Source organism: Bacillus sp. FSL M8-0025 (genome assembly GCF_037975475.1).
GTDB classification, from domain to species: Bacteria; Bacillota; Bacilli; order Bacillales; family Bacillaceae; genus Bacillus; species Bacillus subtilis.
Window position 1 is genome coordinate 1,751,880 of sequence record NZ_CP150258.1, and the last position, 17,492, is coordinate 1,769,371.

Sequence of the window (17,492 nt, forward strand, 5' to 3'; positions counted from 1 at the left end):
ATGAGAAATAATGATAATATCCGCATATTAGCTAATCCTTCTGTCAGTCATGGGGAGCCTTTACATATATCTGAAAAGCAGCCGGCAACAATACCTGAAGTTTTATACAGAACGGCGGCGGAGCTTGGGGATACAAAGGGAATCATTTATTTGCAGCCGGATGGGACTGAAGTTTACCAATCATACAGACGATTATGGGATGATGGACTGCGTATTGCGAAGGGGCTTCGCCAATCAGGCCTGAAAGCAAAACAAAGCGTGATTTTGCAGCTTGGTGACAATTCACAGCTTCTCCCTGCGTTCTGGGGGTGTGTGTTAACAGGGGTGGTTCCGGCTCCATTAGCCGTTCCACCAACGTATGCTGAATCGAGCAGCGGCACTCAAAAGCTGAAAGACGCATGGACGCTTCTTGACAAGCCAGCGGTGATTACGGACCGAGGGATGCACCAGGAAATGCTCGATTGGGCAAAAGAACAAGAGCTTGAAGGGTTCAGGGCAATTGCTGTAGAGGATCTGCTCAGCGCTGAAGCGGACACAGATTGGCATCAATCCAGTCCTGAAGACTTAGCGCTTTTATTGCTGACTTCAGGCAGTACGGGAACGCCCAAAGCAGTTATGCTTAATCATCGTAACATTATGAGCATGGTGAAAGGTATTATTCAAATGCAAGGCTTCACCAGAGAGGATATTACGTTTAACTGGATGCCGTTTGACCATGTCGGAGGGATCGGAATGCTGCATTTGCGGGATGTTTATCTTGGCTGTCAGGAAATTAACGTCTCAAGCGAAACAATCTTAATGGAGCCGTTGAAATGGCTGGATTGGATTGATCATTACCGAGCTTCTGTTACGTGGGCGCCGAATTTTGCGTTTGGTCTGGTCACTGATTTTGCAGAAGAAATAAAAGATAGGAAATGGGATCTGTCTTCAATGCGATACATGCTCAATGGCGGTGAAGCAATGGTAGCCAAGGTAGGGCGCAGAATACTTGAGCTTTTAGAACCACATGGACTGCCTGCTGACGCCATCCGACCTGCATGGGGAATGTCCGAAACTTCATCGGGCGTTATTTTTTCTCATGAATTTACCCGGGCTGGAACAAGTGATGATGATCATTTTGTTGAAATAGGCTCTCCAATCCCCGGCTTCTCTATGAGAATTGTGAATGACCATAATGAATTGGTTGAAGAGGGCGAGATCGGCCGTTTTCAAGTCTCGGGTCTTTCTGTTACTAGCGGTTATTACCAGCGGCCTGATTTGAATGAGAGTGTGTTTACAGAAGACGGCTGGTTTGAAACCGGAGATCTTGGCTTTTTGCGAAACGGGCGCTTAACCATAACAGGCCGTACGAAAGATGCAATTATCATTAACGGCATTAATTATTACAGTCATGCAATTGAGTCTGCAGTTGAAGAATTATCTGAAATTGAAACTTCTTATACTGCTGCTTGCGCTGTCCGTCTGGGCCAGAATTCAACAGATCAGCTGGCTATCTTCTTTGTTACTTCCGCAAAATTAAATAATGAGCAGATGTCTCAGCTTCTTAGAAACATACAATCCCATGTCTCACAGGTGATCGGAGTCACCCCGGAATATTTGCTGCCTGTACAAAAAGAAGAGATTCCAAAAACGGCTATCGGAAAGATCCAGCGCACCCAGCTAAAAACTTCATTTGAAAATGGAGAGTTCGACCACTTGCTACATAAACCCAATCGGATGAACGATGCGGTCCAGGATGAGGAGATGCAGCAAGCAGACCATGTGAAAAGAGTAAGGGAAGAAATACAGGAGCATCTGCTCACCTGTTTGACTGAGGAGCTGCATGTTTCCCGCGATTGGGTGGAGCCAAATGCAAATATCCAAAGTCTTGGTGTGAATTCTATCAAGATGATGAAGCTCATTCGATCGATCGAGAAAAACTACCATATCAAACTAACAGCCAGAGAGATACATCAATATCCTACAATTGAACGCTTAGCCAGCTATCTATCAGAACATGAAGACCTCAGCAGCTCGTCTGCTGACAAAAAGGGCACGGACACATATAAAACCGAACCGGAAAGGAGTCAGGCAACTTTTCAACCTCTTTCTGAGGTTCAAAAAGGATTATGGACATTGCAAAAAATGTCACCCGAAAAAAGTGCATATCACGTACCTCTCTGTTTTAAATTTTCGTCAGGGCTTCACCATGAAACATTCCAGCAGGCTTTTGGCCTTGTATTGAATCAGCACCCAATCTTAAAGCACGTCATCCAAGAGAAAGACGGAGTGCCATTTCTTAAAAATGAGCCAGCACTTTCAATTGAAATCAAGACAGAAAATATCTCAAGTTTGAAAGAGTCTGATATTCCTGCTTTTCTTAGAAAGAAAGTAAAGGAACCGTATGTAAAAGAAAACAGCCCGTTAGTGCGTGTCATGAGCTTTTCCAGATCTGAACAAGAGCATTTTTTATTAGTTGTCATTCACCATTTGATTTTTGACGGAGTTTCGTCTGTCACATTTATACGCAGTCTGTTTGATACCTATCAGCTTCTTTTAAAAGGACAGCAGCCGGAAAAAGCTGTTTCTCCTGCTATTTATCATGATTTTGCGGCATGGGAGAAAAACATGCTTGCTGGCAAAGACGGTGTGAAGCACCGTACATATTGGCAGAAACAGCTATCGGGAACTTTGCCGAATCTTCAGCTGCCTAATGTCAGCGCAAGTTCAGTCGATTCTGAGTTTAGAGAGGATACATACACCAGGCGGCTGTCCAGCGGCTTCATGAATCAGGTCAGAACGTTTGCGAAAGAGCATTCTGTAAATGTCACGACGGTATTCTTAAGCTGCTATATGATGCTGCTTGGCCGTTACGCCGGCCAAAAGGAACAGATCGTCGGCATGCCGGCCATGGTGAGGCCGGAAGAAAGATTTGATGATGCCATTGGACATTTTCTCAATATGCTCCCGATTCGGAGTGAGCTGAACCCGGCAGACACTTTTTCTAGCTTTATATCAAAATTGCAATTAACGATATTGGATGGGCTTGATCATGCAGCATATCCTTTTCCAAAAATGGTAAGGGATCTGAATATTCCTCGCAGTCAAGCAGGTTCACCGGTATTTCAAACCGCTTTTTTCTATCAGAATTTTCTTCAATCCGGAAGCTATCAAAGCTTGCTGAGCCGCTATGCTGACTTCTTTTCTGTCGATTTCGTTGAGTATGTTCACCAAGAGGGCGAATACGAATTAGTATTTGAACTGTGGGAAACAGAAGAAAAAATGGAGCTGAACATCAAGTACAATACTGGGCTGTTTGATGCGGCTTCTATATCCGCCATGTTCGACCATTTTGTTTATGTAACAGAGCAGGCGATGTTGAATCCTTTTCAGCCTTTAAAAGAGTATTCTTTATTACCTGAGGCAGAGAAGCAGATGATTCTCAAAACATGGAACGCCACAGGAAAAACGTATCCATATATAACTTTTCATGAGTTGTTTGAGCAGCAGGCGAAAAAGACGCCTGATAGAGCGGCTGTCAGCTATGAAGGTCAAACATTGACGTATCGGGAGCTTGATGAGAAAAGCACACAGCTGGCCATTTATTTGCAGGCGCATGGAGTGGGTCCTGACCGTCTGGCGGGGATCTATGTGGATCGATCGCTGGACATGCTAGTGGGTTTATTAGCGATCCTCAAGGCTGGGGGAGCCTATGTGCCGCTAGACCCGTCCTATCCGGCTGAACGATTAGAATACATGCTTGAGGACAGTGAAGTTTTCATTACACTGACGACATCGGAATTAGTAAATACGTTGAGTTGGAACGGTGTCACAACAGCCCTTTTAGATCAAGATTGGGATGAAATTGCTCAAACAGCCTCTGATCGAAAAGTGCTTACACGCACTGTCACGCCAGAGAACTTGGCATATGTCATTTATACATCCGGCAGCACAGGAAAGCCAAAAGGTGTCATGATACCGCATAAAGCTTTGACAAACTTTCTCGTTTCGATGGGGGAAACACCAGGTCTTACGGCAGAGGATAAAATGCTTGCTGTCACAACCTACTGTTTTGATATCGCAGCTCTGGAATTATTTTTGCCTTTAATAAAGGGCGCACACTGCTATATTTGTCAAACGGAGCATACAAAAGACGTTGAAAAACTGAAACGGGACATCTGCACGATCAAACCGACAGTGATGCAGGCAACCCCCGCTACGTGGAAGATGCTCTTTTATTCAGGCTGGGAAAATGAAGAGAGTGTGAAAATTTTATGCGGAGGCGAAGCATTGCCTGAGACATTAAAACGATATTTCTTAGATACGGGCAGCGAAGCCTGGAATATGTTCGGGCCAACCGAAACAACTATCTGGTCAGCGGTTCAGCGCATTAACGATGAATGCTCTCATGCCACGATAGGAAGGCCAATCGCCAATACACAAATCTATATTACGGATTCTCAGCTCGCGCCAGTGCCGGCAGGTGTCCCGGGTGAGCTGTGCATTGCAGGAGACGGTGTGGCGAAGGGCTACTACAAAAAGGAAGAATTAACGGACTCGAGATTCATTGACAACCCTTTTGAGCCTGGGTCTAAGCTTTATAGAACGGGAGACATGGCCCGCTGGCTTCCGGGAGGGCGAATTGAATATATAGGCCGCATCGATAATCAAGTAAAAATCCGCGGATTCCGTATTGAACTTGGTGATATTGAAAGCAGGCTTAGTGAGCATCCCGGCATTCTGGAATGCGTTGTGGTCGCAGATATGGATAACCTAGCTGCCTATTATACAGCTAAACATGCAAATGCTTCTCTCACAGCGAGAGAGCTGCGTCATTTTGTGAAAAACGCTTTGCCTGCCTATATGGTGCCTTCTTATTTTATTCAGCTTGATCATATGCCGTTAACTCCGAACGGAAAGATAGATAGAAACAGCCTTAAGAATATCGATTTATCAGGGGAGCAGCTAAAGCAAAGGCAGACCTCTCCTAAGAACATTCAGGATACTGTTTTTACCATTTGGCAGGAAGTGCTGAAAACGAGTGACATTGAATGGGATGACGGATTTTTCGATGTGGGCGGGGATTCGCTTCTCGCGGTCACTGTGGCTGATCGCATCAAACATGAACTATCCTGTGAGTTTTCTGTCACAGACCTGTTTGAGTATTCAACCATTAAAAATATCAGCCAGTACATCACTGAACAGCGAATGGGCGATGCAAGTGACCATATGCCGACAGACCCGGCAGCTCATATAGAAGATCAGTCTACCGAGATGAGTGATCTCCCAGACTATTATGACGATAGTGTAGCGATTATTGGCATATCGTGTGAATTTCCAGGGGCAAAAAATCATGATGAATTTTGGGAGAACCTCAGAGACGGCAAGGAAAGCATAGCGTTTTTCAATAAAGAAGAGCTTCAGCGCTTTGGCATTTCAAAGGAGATAGCGGAGAATGCCGACTATGTCCCGGCTAAAGCTTCAATTGAGGGGAAAGACAGATTTGATCCAAGCTTCTTTCAAATCTCTCCTAAAGACGCTGAATTTATGGACCCTCAGCTTCGAATGCTGCTGACTCATTCATGGAAAGCAATAGAAGATGCCGGTTATGCTGCGGGACAGATTCCACAAACCAGTGTCTTTATGTCGGCAAGCAATAATTCTTATCGCGCGCTGTTACCGTCAGATACAACAGAGAGCCTGGAGACGCCGGACGGCTATGTTTCGTGGGTGCTTGCACAGAGTGGGACGATTCCGACAATGATTTCTCATAAGCTCGGGCTGAGAGGGCCAAGCTATTTCGTTCATGCCAACTGCTCATCATCTCTGATTGGATTGCATTCTGCCTATAAAAGCCTGCTGTCGGCTGAATCTGATTATGCTTTAGTTGGCGGTGCAACGCTGCATACTGAGTCAAATATCGGATATGTGCATCAGCCGGGGCTGAACTTTTCGAGTGATGGACATATTAAAGCTTTTGACGCTTCAGCTGACGGAATGATAGGCGGTGAGGGCGTTGCTGTTGTATTGCTGAAAAAAGCAGCTGATGCTGTAAAGGACGGGGATCATATCTATGCCTTGCTGAGAGGCATTGGTGTAAATAACGACGGCGCTGACAAAGTCGGCTTTTATGCTCCAAGCGTTAAAGGACAGGCTGACGTGGTCCAACAGGTCATGAATCAAACGAAGATACAGCCTGAATCCATCTGCTATGTAGAAGCACACGGGACCGGAACGAAGCTGGGGGACCCGATCGAGCTGGCGGCTTTAACAAACGTTTACAGGCAATATACAAATAAAACGCAATTTTGCGGCATTGGGTCGGTGAAAACCAATATCGGACATTTAGATACAGCCGCCGGTCTTGCGGGTTGCATTAAGGTCGTGATGAGTCTTTATCATCAAGAGCTTGCACCGAGTATCAATTATAAGGAGCCGAATCCAAATACAGACTTAGCCAGCTCTCCTTTTTACGTCGTCGATCAAAAGAAAACGTTAAGCCGTGAGATCAAAACGCATAGGGCTGCACTTAGCTCGTTTGGGCTTGGCGGGACAAATACCCATGCCATTTTTGAACAATTCAAAAGGGATTCAGATAAGGGAAAGATAGACGGAACCTGCATCGTCCCGATCTCGGCGAAAAATAAAGAGAGGCTGCAAGAGTATGCAGAAGACATTCTGGCCTATTTAGAAAGAAGAGGGCTTGAGAACAGCCAGCTGCCTGATTTTGCGTATACCCTTCAGGTGGGGCGCGAAGCGATGGAGCATCGCGTTGTCTTTATTGCCGATCATGTAAATGAGTTAAAACAGAGGCTCACAGATTTTATCAATGGAAAAACAGCGATTGAAGGCTGTTTTCAAGGAAGTAAGCACAATGCCAGAGAGGTTTCATGGCTGACGGAGGATGAGGACAGCGCTGAACTCATACGTAAGTGGATGGCCAAAGGAAAAGTAAACAAGCTTGCAGAAATGTGGAGCAAGGGAGCGCATATAGATTGGATGCAGCTTTACAAGGGAGAGCGCCCAAACAGAATGAGTCTGCCGACTTATCCATTTGCAAAGGAACGATACTGGCCGTCGCAGGATGACCGCAAACCGGTGGCGCAGATATCCGGAAATCAGACAGGGATCGGCTCTATTCATCCATTGCTTCATCAGAATACATCTGATTTTTCTGAACAGAAATTCAGTTCGGTTTTCACTGGTGACGAATTCTTCCTGAGAGACCATGTGGTAAGAGGAAAGCCTGTGCTTCCTGGTGTTGCGTACCTTGAAATGGTGTACGCGGCTATAAACCAGGCGGCAGGAAGTGAAATTGGCCAAGATGTCAGAATCAGATTGAATCATACAGTCTGGGTTCAGCCTGTTGTGGTTGACAGACATTCAGCTCAAGTGGATATCAGTCTCTTTCCTGAAGAAGATGGAAAAATCACCTTTGACATTTACAGTATACAGGAAGACGGGGACGACCCTGTTATTCATAGTCAAGGCAGTGCGGAGCTGGCATCTGCTGCCGAAACGCCAGTCGCAGATCTCACTGAAATGTCACGCCGCTGCGGCAAAGGAAAGATGTCGCCTGATCAATTTTACGAAGAAGGCAGAAGCAGAGGAATGTTCCATGGCCCGGCCTTTCAAGGAATTAAGAATGTGAATATAGGAAACAGAGAGGTTTTGGTGCAGCTGCAGCTTCCAGAAATCGTTTCTGGAACGAATGAACAGTTTGTGCTGCACCCAAGTATCATGGACTCCGCCTTGCAGACAGCAACAATATGCATCATGCAGGAATTGACGGATCAAAAGCTGATTTTGCCATTTGCGCTTGAGGAGCTTGAAGTGATCAAAGGGTGTTCTTCTTCTATGTGGGCTTATGCTCGCTTAAGTGACAGCGATCACTCCGGAGGGGTTGTTCAGAAAGCGGATATCGATGTCATTGACGAGAGTGGAAGCGTATGTGTCAGGATCAAAGGATTTTCAACGAGAGTATTAGAAGGGGAGGTTCATACTTCAAAGCCTTCAACACGGCACGAACGCTTAATGCTTGAACCGGTGTGGGAAAAACAGAATGAAGAACGAGAGGACGAAGATCCTTCGTACACGGAGCATATCATTGTTCTCTTCGAAACTGAACGAAGTGTCACAGACAGCATTGCCTCCCACATGAAAGATGCCCGTGTGATTACTCTAAACGAAGCTGTAGGACATATTGCTGAACGTTATCAATGTTACACGCAGAACATTTTTGAACTCCTGCAAAGCAAGGTCCGTGAGCTTTCTGCAGGCCGTATCATCATTCAAGCGATTGTTCCGCTGGAAAAAGAGAAGCAATTGTTTGCCGGCGTTTCCGGTCTGTTTAAAACAGCAGAAATAGAGTTCAGCAAACTGACTGCTCAGATCATCGAAATTGAGAAACCTGAAGAGATGATAGACCTTCACCTCAAGCTGAAAGACGACAGCCGGAGACCATTTGACAAACAGATTCGATATGAGGCTGGACACCGTTTTGTGAAAGGCTGGAGGGAAATGGTGCTTCCTTCAGCTGATACGCTTCACATGCCGTGGAGAGACGAAGGTGTTTATCTAATCACAGGCGGAGCAGGAAGCTTAGGCCTTCTGTTTGCAAAGGAAATTGCCAATCGAACTAGCCGGTCTACTATTGTGCTGACGGGACGATCTGTTTTAAGTGAGGATAAGGAAAACGAACTGGAGGCTCTTCGAAGCATCGGAGCGGAGGTTGTCTATCGAGAGGCTGATGTAAGTGATCAGCATGCGGCTCGTCATCTTTTTGAGGAAATCAAAGAAAGATATGGCACTCTCAATGGAATTATTCACGGTGCAGGCAGCATTAAAGATCGCTTCATCATTCATAAAACGAATGAAGAGTTTCAAGAAGTGTTGCAGCCAAAAGTGAGCGGGTTGTTACATGTAGACGAATGCAGCAAGGATTTCCCATTGGACTTTTTCATTTTCTTCTCATCTGTTTCGGGATGTTTAGGAAACGCTGGACAAGCCGATTATGCGGCAGCCAATTCGTTTATGGATGCATTTGCTGAATACCGCCGTTCTCTTGCGGCATCAAAAAAGAGATTCGGCTCCACCATTTCCTTCAATTGGCCGTTATGGGAAGAAGGCGGTATGCAAGTCGGCGCTGAAGATGAAAAGAGAATGCTGAAAACCACGGGAATGGTCCCGATGCCGACAGATAGTGGCTTGAAAGCATTTTATCAAGGGATAGTATCTGATAAGCCGCAAGTTTTTGTGATGGAAGGACAGCTTCAGAAAATGAAGCAAAAACTGCTTTCCGCAGGATCGAAAGCCAAGCGGAACGATCAGAGAAAGGCGGATCAGGATCAAGGACAAACTAGAAAATTGGAAGCAGCCTTAATCCAAATGGTTGGCGCAATTTTGAAAGTAAACACTGACGATATCGATGTCAACACAGAGCTGAGTGAGTACGGATTCGACTCAGTTACATTCACTGTCTTTACAAACAAGATCAACGAAAAATTTCAGTTGGAGCTAACACCGACCATTTTCTTTGAATATGGCAGCGTCCAAAGCCTGGCTGAATATGTAGTTGCTGCGTATCAGGGCGAATGGAATCAAGATGCTACTGCTAAAGGCATAGATGAAAGAACAAACTCATTGCACAGTTTAAACAGCCTGGAGGCATCATTAAGCAACATGGTCAGTGCAATTTTAAAAGTAAATAGTGAAGATATTGATGTCAATACAGAGCTGAGTGAATACGGATTTGATTCCGTTACATTTACGGTCTTTACAAACAAGATTAACGAAGAATTTCAGTTGGAGCTAACGCCGACCATTTTCTTTGAATATGGAAGTATCCAAAGCCTGGCTGAGTATTTGACTGCTGAACATGAGGACACCCTGGTTCAGGAGCGCGAAAAACCAGAGGGGCAGGAAGAGTTACAGACAAAATCCCCTGAAGCGCCGAAAATCACATCACGTAGAAAGCGCCGCTTTACACAGCCTGTTATTGCAAAAGCAGAAAGAAACAAAAAGCAGGCTGCCGATTTTGAGCCGGTTGCAATAGTCGGCATCAGCGGCCGATTCCCTGGCGCTATGGATATAGATGAATTTTGGGAAAACCTAGAAGAAGGGAAAGACAGCATCACAGAAGTTCCAAAAGATCGATGGGATTGGCGGGAGCATTATGGAAACCCAGACACTGACGTCAATAAAACCGACATCAAATGGGGCGGATTTATTGACGGTGTCGCTGAGTTTGATCCGTTGTTTTTTGGTATTTCGCCGCGAGAAGCTGATTATGTAGACCCTCAGCAGCGCTTGTTAATGACATACGTGTGGAAGGCACTGGAAGATGCGGGTTGCTCGCCGCAAAGCCTTTCGGGTACAGGGACCGGTATCTTTATCGGTACGGGAAACACCGGTTATAAAGATCTATTCCATAGAGCGAATCTTCCAATTGAAGGCCATGCTGCTACAGGTCATATGATTCCTTCGGTAGGCCCGAATAGAATGAGTTATTTTTTAAATATTCATGGTCCGAGCGAGCCAGTAGAGACGGCTTGTTCCAGTTCTCTTGTAGCCATTCACCGTGCTGTGACTGCGATGCAAAACGGTGATTGTGAGATGGCGATCGCTGGAGGCGTGAATACGATCTTAACGGAGGAGGCGCATATTAGCTACAGCAAGGCGGGGATGCTCAGCAAAGACGGCAGGTGTAAAACCTTCTCCGCCGATGCGAATGGCTATGTCAGAGGCGAAGGGGTCGGAATGGTCATGTTGAAAAAGCTGGAAGATGCCGAGCGCGACGGAAATCATATTTACGGCGTTATTCGGGGGACGGCGGAAAATCACGGCGGAAGAGCCAATACACTGACATCGCCTAATCCGAAAGCACAAGCTGATTTGTTGGTGCGTGCATATCGCCAAGCAGGCATAGATCCAAGCACTGTCACATATATCGAAGCACATGGAACAGGGACGGAATTGGGCGATCCGATTGAAATAAATGGGCTGAAAGCCGCGTTTAAGGAACTATCCAATATGAAAGGCGAGAGCCAGCCGGATGTTCCGGATCACCGTTGCGGCATCGGCTCAGTTAAAAGCAATATCGGTCATTTAGAGCTAGCAGCCGGTATTTCCGGTTTGATCAAAGTGCTTTTGCAAATGAAGCATAAAACGTTAGTGAAAAGCCTGCATTGCGAGACGCTTAATCCTTATCTTCAGCTGACAGACAGTCCGTTTTACATCGTTCAGGAAAAACAGGAATGGAAGTCTGTCACAGATCGTGACGGAAACGAGCTTCCGCGCCGTGCCGGAATCAGTTCGTTTGGGATTGGCGGAGTAAACGCGCATATTGTGGTTGAAGAATATATGCCAAAAGCCAATTCAGAACACACGGCTACAGGACAGCCAAACGTGATTGTGCTGTCGGCTAAAAATAAAAGCAGGCTGATAGATCGTGCTTTGCAATTGCTTGAGGCGATCCGCAATAAAAAATATACAGATCAGGAGTTGCACCGCATCGCTTACACCCTGCAGGTCGGGCGCGAAGAAATGGATGAGCGTCTGGCGTGTGTTGCGGGGACAATGCAGGAACTTGAAGAGAAACTGCAGGCGTTTGTTGACGGTAAGGAAGAAACAGACGAATTTTTCCGGGGACAGTCTCATCGAAATAAAGAGACCCAGACTATATTTACAGCAGATGAAGATATAGCGTTGGCACTTGATGCTTGGATCAGAAAAAGAAAATACGCCAAACTTGCTGATTTATGGGTCAAAGGGGTCTCAATCCAGTGGAACACATTATACGGAGAGACCAAACCGCGCCTGATCAGCCTCCCTTCATATCCGTTTGCGAAGGATCACTATTGGGTGCCGGCAAAGGAACATTCAGAAAGAGACAAAAAAGAACTGGTTAATGCGATTGAAGATCGGGCTGCATGCTTTTTGACGAAACAATGGTGTTTGAGTCCAATTGGCTCAGCAGTGCCGGGGACAAGAACTGTTGCCATCCTGAGCAATCAAGAGACAGCAGATTTAGCAGCAGAAGTGTCTTCGTATTTTCCGAATCATCTCTTATTAGATGTGAGCCGGATAGAAAATGATCAGTCAGACATTGATTGGAAAGAGTTTGACGGCCTAGTGGATGTCATCGGATGCGGTAAGGATGATGAGGGCCGGCTGGATTGGATTGAATGGGTGCAAAGACTGGTTGAATTCGGGCATAAAGAGGGGCTCAGGCTGCTTTGTGTGACGAAGGGGCTCGAATCGTTTCAAAACACATCTGTCCGGATGGCTGGCGCCTCACGGGCTGGGTTGTATCGAATGCTCCAATGCGAGTACAGCCATCTTATATCAAGGCATATGGATGCAGAGGAGGTTACTGATCATCGCCGTCTCGCGAAGTTGATCGCTGATGAGTTTTATTCCGATTCTTATGATGCGGAGGTTTGCTACAGGGATGGTTTACGGTATCAAGCTTTTCTAAAAGCTCATCCGGAAACAGGTAAGGCCACGGAACAGAGCGCGGTCTTCCCGAAAGATCATGTGCTTCTCATTACAGGCGGCACACGAGGCATCGGACTATTATGCGCCCGTCATTTTGCAGAGTGCTATGGAGTGAAAAAACTGGTGCTGACCGGACGAGAACAGCTTCCACCGCGAGAGGAATGGACTCGTTTTGACACCTCGAACACATCAGTTGCCCAGAAAATCCAGGCAGTGCGGGAGCTGGAAGCGAAGGGTGTACAGGTGGAGATGCTGTCGCTGACGTTATCTGATGATGCTCAGGTTGAGCAAACGCTGCAACATATCAAGCGAACATTAGGACAGATTGGCGGTGTCATTCATTGTGCAGGTCTGACGGATATGGATACGCTGGCATTTATCCGAAAAACTTCAGATGATATCCAGCGGGTGATGGAACCTAAGGTGTCAGGTCTTACAACGTTATATCGCCATGTGTGTAACGAGCCTTTACAGTTTTTTGTCTTATTTTCTTCTGTTTCAGCCATTATTCCGGAGCTTTCGGCGGGACAAGCTGACTATGCGATGGCCAATTGCTATATGGATTATTTTGCAGAAGCACATCAGAAACATGCGCCGATCATCAGTGTTCAGTGGCCGAACTGGAAAGAAACCGGTATGGGTGAAGTGACAAATCAAGCGTATCGGGACAGCGGCTTGTTGAGCATTACGAATTCAGAAGGCTTACGTTTTCTAGATCAAATTGTATCGAAAATGTTCGGACCGGTTGTTCTCCCTGCAATGGCGAATCAAACAAACTGGGAGCCGGAACTGCTGATGAAGAGGAGGAAACCGCATGAGGGCGGTTTGCAGGAAGCTGCTTTACAGAGCCCGCCAGCCAGAGACATTGAAGAGGCCGATGAAGTTTCCAAATGTGATGGATTATTATCTGAAACACAGTCCTGGCTTATTGATCTGTTTACCGAAGAGCTGAGAATAGATCGTGAAGACTTCGAGATTGACGGGTTGTTTCAGGATTATGGCGTGGATTCGATCATTTTGGCACAGGTGCTCCAGCGTATAAACCGCAAATTAGAGGCAGCGCTCGATCCATCGATTCTATATGAATACCCGACAATTCAAAGATTCACAGATTGGCTGATCGGTTCTTATTCCGAAAGGCTGTCCGCTTTATTCGGAGGCAGGATATCGGATGCATCAGCACCTTTGGAGAACAAAATAGAGGTGGAGGCACCTGTTCCTGCGGAGGATCGAGCTCTTACACCTCAGATTCAGGCGCCAGCGATTTTGTCACCGGACTCTCATGCAGAAGGTATTGCCGTTGTCGGACTCTCTTGCCGATTCCCTGGGGCAGATACATTGGAGTCATATTGGTCGTTACTATCCGAGGGGCGTTCGTCAATCGGCCCGATTCCGGCAGAGCGTTGGGGCTGTAAGACGCCATATTATGCCGGCGTGATTGATGACGTCAGCTATTTTGATCCTGATTTCTTTTTGCTTCATGAAGAAGACGTAAGGGCGATGGATCCGCAAGCACTACTCGTATTGGAAGAGTGTCTGAAACTCTTGTATCACGCCGGTTATACGCCTGAGGAAATAAAGGGAAAGCCCGTCGGTGTTTATATCGGAGGCAGAAGCCAGCACAAACCTGATGAAGACAGCCTTGATCATGCCAAGAATCCGATCGTGACAGTCGGCCAAAATTATTTAGCGGCTAATCTTTCACAATTTTTTGATGTCCGCGGCCCGAGTGTTGTAGTTGACACCGCATGCTCGTCAGCTTTGGTCGGCATGAATATGGCCATTCAGGCGCTGCGTGGCGGAGATATTCAATCCGCCATAGTCGGCGGTGTCAGCTTACTGAGCTCAGATGCCTCTCACAGGCTGTTTGACCGGCGCGGCATTTTAAGCAAGCATTCATCCTTCCATGTGTTTGATGAGCGTGCTGACGGAGTTGTGTTAGGTGAAGGCGTCGGAATGGTCATGCTAAAAACGGTAAAACAGGCACTGGAAGACGGAGATACCATATATGCTGTTGTGAAAGCGGCCTCGGTCAATAATGACGGAAGAACGGCGGGGCCTGCAACACCTAATCTGGAGGCGCAAAAGGAAGTCATGAAAGATGCGCTTTCCAAAAGCGGAAAAAAACCAGAGGACATCAGCTATCTTGAGGCAAACGGGTCAGGTTCAATCGTAACCGATCTCCTTGAGCTAAAAGCGATCCAATCAGTGTACCGTTCTGGGCACTCATCGCCTCTTTCTCTTGGCTCAATCAAGCCGAACATCGGGCATCCGCTATGTGCTGAAGGGATCGCCAGCTTCATTAAGGTTGTGCTGATGCTGAAAGAGCGCCGCTTTGTCCCATTTTTATCAGGTGAAAAAGAGATGGCGCATTTCGATCAACAGAAAGCGAACATCACGTTCAGCCGAGCCCTGGAAAAATGGACAGATTCGCAGCCTACTGCGGCTATTAACTGCTTTGCCGATGGGGGGACGAATGCCCATGTCATCGTAGAGGCGTGGGAAAAAGATGAAAAACACGCCATCAAGCGCAGTCCAATATCGCCTCCTCAATTAAAGAAACGAACGCTTTTGCCAGGCGAGCCAAAGCTGGAAGCGGAGACTTCGAAAATGACTGCGGCAAACATATGGGATACTTATGAGGTGGAGGTCTAACGTGAAAAAGATAACGAAACAACTCACATTATCGTTAAAAAATCCGTTTATTTATCACCATGTGGTTTACGGACAAAATGTCCTGCCGGGATTGGCTTATATCGATATAATCTACCAGATATTCAGAGAACACGGTTTCTCCTGCTCAGAGCTTCAGCTGCGGAATTTATCCATCTATCAGCCATTGACGGCGGAACAGGATGCATTAATTGTTTTGAATATCCAATGCGCGGAGAAAAAAGAAGGACAGTGGCAAATCACAGCCAAGGGAATTGAAAAACGTGATGGGAAAGAAGCTTCAGAAGAAAAGCTCTATATGAAGGCTGACATGCACGCAGACTCCCCAGCCATATTTGAAGAAACACTGGATCTCAGTCAAATCAAAGCATCTGCACAGAACGTTGTTCAGCTTGATGATGTATATGAACAATGCAGACGTCAGGAATTGGTGCACAGCGAATATATGAAAGCAAGTGGCTGCATCTATGAAGAGGAAGACGGCGTCCTTCTTGAGCTTTCTCTCGGTTCGGAAGCCATGCTTCACGCAGAAGGCTTTATGTTTCACCCGACTCTCATAGACGGGAGCGGGGTGGGTGCCAATCATTTGCTCACATCTTTGCTTAAAGGAGAACAGAGGCTGTATTTGCCTCTGTTCTATGAATCCTTTTCAGCTTCTGCACTTTTGCAAACGGATTGCATGACAAGAATTAAGCGCTCCTCCGTCCGGCGGGAAAAAGAGCTGATTTATGTAACACTTGAATTTATTAATGCGTCGGGAGAAAAAGTGGCTGAGTTGAAAAACTTTACAAGCAAACTGGTGCGAGAAGCGGAGCTGATTAGCGGAAAACATCAAGATGCACAGGAGACACAGATGACAAGAGCGGACACTGCTGAGCGTGATAAACCTGCTGACATGGTATCTTCTCCCGTTAATTCCTTTAGTGGGGCTGAACAGTTCGTAAGTCAATTAATCGCAGAGAAAATCAATAAGCCGGTAGAACAAGTTGAAAAACATGTCGGTTATTACCAAATGGGACTGAATTCATCGGGCTTGCTTGAGGTGGTAGAAACGATCAGTGATAAGATCGGTGAGAGTCTTTCGCCGACTCTTCTGTTTGAGCATACCACCATAGCGGAGCTGTCAGCGTTTCTTGCCGAGGAATATGCTGAGCATTTTAGTGCCGCTGGTTCTCTTGGCCAGAATGAAAGAGCACGGGTTTCCGACAGCATAAACGACCATAAGACTGTTGAAGCTTCTCGTCCTGCACCTATTGAGGCAGCAGGCGATATTGCGATTATCGGCTTGGCGGGCAGGTATCCGAAGGCAACCAATATTCATGAATTTTGGAACAATCTGAAAGAGGGGAAGGACTGCGTTAGCGAGATTCCTGAGTCGCGCTGGGATTGGCAGCGACTTGAAGGAATCACATCTCCTTCGGGTAAGGACATTTCCAAATGGGGAGGATTTATTGATGATCCCGACTGCTTCGATCCTCAATTTTTCAGAATCACGCCAAGAGAAGCGGAGACAATGGACCCTCAAGAGCGGCTGTTTTTAGAAACATGCTGGGAAACGATTGAAGATGCGGGCTATACGCCAAAGACGTTGGCCAAGCCTAAAGGACGAAATAAAAGGCAGCATGTAGGAGTATTTGCCGGTGTCATGCACAAGGATTATACATTAGTTGGAGCTGAAGAAGCATCAGCAGAAAATGTGTTTCCTCTTTCGCTCAACTATGCGCAAATCGCCAACCGTGTTTCTTACTTTTGTAATTTCCACGGTCCGAGTATGGCTGTCGATACGGTATGTTCATCCTCTTTGACCGCAGTGCACTTGGCGTTGGAAAGCATACGTCACGGTGAGTGCGATGTTGCGTTAGCAGGCGGAGTGAACCTGTCTTTGCACCCGAATAAATATATGACATACGGGGTCTGGGATATGTTTTCCACTGACGGACACTGCCGTACGTTTGGAAAGGATGGGGACGGTTATGTGCCTGCCGAGGGTATAGGCGCGGTTTTATTAAAGCCTTTGCGCCAGGCGGAGGAAGACGGAGATCGCATTTATGCAGTTATTAAAGGAAGTGCTGTGAATCATGTGGGCACTGTAAGCGGCATTTCAGTGCCGAGTCCTGTTTCTCAAGCTGATCTGATTGAGACATGCTTGGAGAAAACGGGAATCGACCCGCGGACGATCAGTTATGTGGAAGCCCATGGAACCGGCACGTCCTTAGGAGATCCGATCGAAATACAGGGATTAGTGAAAGCGTTCCGCCAATATACGCAGGATCGGCAGTTCTGTTCAATCGGTTCTGTAAAGTCAAACATTGGGCACGCCGAATCCGCCGCGGGGATCAGTG

2 protein-coding genes (1 of these 2 only partly in view) are annotated in these 17,492 nt (G+C 46.6%); both read left to right on the forward strand.

Translation table 11 applies throughout. From position 1 onward, the window contains the following. Positions 1 to 15,132 (forward strand): polyketide synthase PksJ, encoded by a 15,132-nt coding sequence (gene pksJ, locus MKX38_RS09105; RefSeq protein WP_339189223.1) that lies wholly within the window; start codon positions 1 to 3, stop codon positions 15,130 to 15,132. Then, a protein-coding gene (gene pksL / locus MKX38_RS09110) for a polyketide synthase PksL (RefSeq protein WP_339189225.1) crosses the window boundary here: on the forward strand, positions 15,116 to 17,492 show its 5' portion. 11,252 nt of this gene lie beyond the right edge of the window; the window shows 2,377 of its 13,629 coding nt (coding positions 1-2,377); its start codon is at positions 15,116 to 15,118; the stop codon falls past the right edge of the window. Before pksJ ends, pksL begins: the two co-directional genes overlap by 17 nt.

Bases quoted from the DNA above. Each gene is read 5' to 3' on its own strand.
- pksJ (WP_339189223.1), top strand. From the start codon at position 1: ATGAGAAATAATGATAATATCCGCATATTAGCTAATCCTTCTGTCAGT.